Genomic DNA, 2,269 nt, shown 5'->3' with positions numbered 1-2,269 from the left:
GGGAGAGGTGAAGGGGAGCCTCATTCGCCGGGGAGAGGTAAAGGGGAGCCTCATCCGCTGGAGAGAGGTAAGGGGGAGCCTCCCCCCCCCGGAGAGGTGAACACGAGCCTCGTCCCCCGCGGAAAGAGTGAGTGGCAGCGTCGTGCCCCTCATGCCGGCTCGGTCACCGCCCGGAAGCGGATGACCCCGTGCCAGGTCTTGCCATCGGCCTCGCGGCGGATGTCGGCCGTGGCGAAGCGCAGGTTGACGAGGCGCTGGCCGAGGGGGGCCAGGCTCACCTGTTCGAGGGCTGAGATGATCTCGCCGGCCACCACCTGCGCCTCGGTCTGGCCCCCCTGCCGCGACCAGACATGCAGGGTCAGGGCATGTTCGTGGCCGCTGGAGGAGCCGGTGGACCAGTCTGAGACCCGCGCCTCGCCGAGCGTCACATAGGGAAAGGCGGCGGTGCGCGGCGGTTCGTCCCAGATCTTCGGCCCGCCGAGGGCGGCGACCAGCGGCGCATGGCCGACCAGCCCGTCATGGAGCGCCCGGCGCAGGGCGAGCGAGGCCGTGGCCATCACACCCCTCCCGACCGGACGCGGTCGGCCGCCGGCCCCATCCGCGGCGCGGCGGGACGCTCCAGCGTGCCGAATTCGCGGCCGAAGGCATCGTCGCCGGCATCGACCAGCGCCAGCCGGCCATCGTCATGGCGGACGAGGCGGACGGGCGGGCCGCCATGGGCCGCCGCGCTTCGGAAGCGCTCGGCGAGGCGCCCGAGGGCGGGCGCGGTCCAGCCGGGCAGGCGCGCGTCGGCGGAGAGGCCGCCGAAGGCTGTGGTGACGGAGGGCTTCATGGGGCGATCTCCTCGCATTGAAGGGTCATCAGGCGGCGCGCCGGCACGTCCTCGCGGATGGTGCGGATCTCGAAGAGGCGCTGGCCCTTGCGCAGGCGGTGGGCGGCGGTGAGACCGGAGAAGGCGCGGATGGTGATGCGGTGGGTCAGGCGCTGGGCGAGACGGTCCTGGCTCATCGCCTCGCTGCCGCCGAGCGGCTCGATCAGCCCCCAGACGAGGGCCAGCGTCTCGAAGGCGCGGGTGACGCCGCCGGCGCCGTCGGGTGTTTCGTAGGGCGCCTCGACATAGAGGCGGTGGCGGAAGGCTCCGGGATTCATGCCAGCCTCCGTGTCACGAAGGGGGCGACGAGGTCGTGGACCATGCGCGGCATCACCGCGACCTCGTGGCCGAGACCGACCAGCGACCGGTTCTCGAACCAGTAGGCGGTGAGAAGCCGGATCGCCTGCAGGAGCGGCGCCGGTACCTCCTCCGGGGTCCCGAAGCCGGCGGTGACGTCGAGGGCGATGCCGGCGAGCGGCGGGGCGGGCTGCGGCACCTCCCCGACCCGCCAGGCAAGGCGCGGCGGCACGGCGGTGCCGTCGAGGCGGAAGCGGTCGGGCGGCACGGCGGTATCGCCGGCCGCCGTGGTGACGGTCACCGCGTCGAGGCTGCGCACCGGCCCGAGCGGCAGGGCGAGGCGCCCGGTCGGCGGCCAGGCATCGCGCCGGATGCGCCAGCCCTGGGTGACGAAGACGCGGCCGGTCATCGCCTCGAGATGGGCGCGGGCGGCGGCGGCGACCGAGAGGATCAGGCCGTCCTCGTCGCCGGCATCGACCTTCAGGAAGGCCTTAAGCTCGGCGAGGGTCAGCGGCTCGGCGTCCGGCGGAGTGATCAGGATCAGGCTCATGGGCGGCCTCGTCGGCTGGGTTGATGCGTGGCGGTGGAACGCGCCGTGGTTCACGACGGCGTGGGGCGGGCGGGCCGCGTGTTGACAAGCGGCATCCGGCACGGGCCTTCTCGGGCCCTGGGCAAACCGAGGTGACGACGTGCATTGGACCTTCCGGGCGCTGGCGGCGCTTGCTCTCGCCGGCACGACGCCGGCCGCGGCGGTGATCGGCGGCAGCCCGGTCTCCGAGAGCGATCCGGCCGCCGCGCAGACGGTGATCATCACCGGCGGCCAGGGCTTCTGCACCGGCGCCGTGCTCGGCGACCGCCTGGTGCTGACGGCGGCCCATTGCGTCGAGGGCGCCGGCCGCATCGCCATCCTGATCTTCGGGCCGGGGCGCCAGCCGCTGATCAACGAGATCGTCGACCGCCGCGTCCACCCGGCCTATCGGCGGGCCGACTGGCAGGCGCGGCGCACCGCGGTGGACCTCGCGGTGATCCGCACGGCGCAGCCGATCGGCCAGGGGCGCAGGCCGGCGCCGCTGGCGGCCGGCCCCCTGCCGGCGGCGGGCG

The 2,269-nt window shown here is 74.3% G+C and carries 5 protein-coding genes; 1 reads left to right on the top strand and 4 read right to left on the bottom strand.

Annotation, left to right across the window (positions count from 1 at the left end; genetic code table 11):
• Positions 1-149 precede the first annotated feature (149 nt).
• Genes Q8O26_RS20715 through Q8O26_RS20700 form a run of 4 tightly spaced genes read right to left on the bottom strand, consistent with a single transcriptional unit; the run spans position 150 to position 1,718 of the window.
• Complete coding sequence (locus tag Q8O26_RS20715) at positions 150-557, bottom strand: DUF3168 domain-containing protein (protein ID WP_305579133.1); 408 nt, start codon at positions 555-557, stop codon at positions 150-152.
• Positions 557-832 (bottom strand): hypothetical protein, encoded by a 276-nt coding sequence (locus tag Q8O26_RS20710; protein WP_305579131.1) that lies wholly within the window; start codon positions 830-832, stop codon positions 557-559. The genes Q8O26_RS20715 and Q8O26_RS20710 overlap by 1 nt, the downstream gene beginning before the upstream one ends.
• Positions 829-1,149 carry a phage head closure protein gene (locus Q8O26_RS20705; RefSeq protein WP_305579129.1) on the bottom strand — a complete coding sequence of 107 codons (321 nt, stop codon included), beginning with the start codon at positions 1,147-1,149 and terminating at the stop codon, positions 829-831. The genes Q8O26_RS20710 and Q8O26_RS20705 overlap by 4 nt, the downstream gene beginning before the upstream one ends.
• On the bottom strand, positions 1,146-1,718 hold the full coding sequence (locus Q8O26_RS20700) for a hypothetical protein (protein ID WP_305579127.1): 573 nt from the start codon (positions 1,716-1,718) through the stop codon (positions 1,146-1,148). Before Q8O26_RS20700 ends, Q8O26_RS20705 begins: the two co-directional genes overlap by 4 nt.
• Before the next feature lie 139 nt (positions 1,719-1,857).
• On the opposite strand from Q8O26_RS20700, the gene Q8O26_RS20695 reads away from it, so the two are divergent.
• The coding region (locus Q8O26_RS20695) for a trypsin-like serine protease (RefSeq protein WP_305579125.1) at positions 1,858-2,269 on the top strand (412 nt) is incomplete at its 3' end.

It is taken from the genome of Phreatobacter sp. (assembly GCF_030691135.1).
GTDB lineage: Bacteria > Pseudomonadota > Alphaproteobacteria > Rhizobiales > Phreatobacteraceae > Phreatobacter.
The sequence above is the reverse complement of the archived record's forward strand: the minus strand, read 5'-3'. Positions and strand labels throughout refer to the sequence as shown.

Bases quoted from the DNA above. Each gene is read 5' to 3' on its own strand.
- Q8O26_RS20715 (WP_305579133.1), bottom strand. From the start codon at position 557: ATGGCCACGGCCTCGCTCGCCCTGCGCCGGGCGCTCCATGACGGGCTG.
- Q8O26_RS20710 (WP_305579131.1), bottom strand. From the start codon at position 832: ATGAAGCCCTCCGTCACCACAGCCTTCGGCGGCCTCTCCGCCGACGCG.
- Q8O26_RS20705 (WP_305579129.1), bottom strand. From the start codon at position 1,149: ATGAATCCCGGAGCCTTCCGCCACCGCCTCTATGTCGAGGCGCCCTAC.
- Q8O26_RS20700 (WP_305579127.1), bottom strand. From the start codon at position 1,718: ATGAGCCTGATCCTGATCACTCCGCCGGACGCCGAGCCGCTGACCCTC.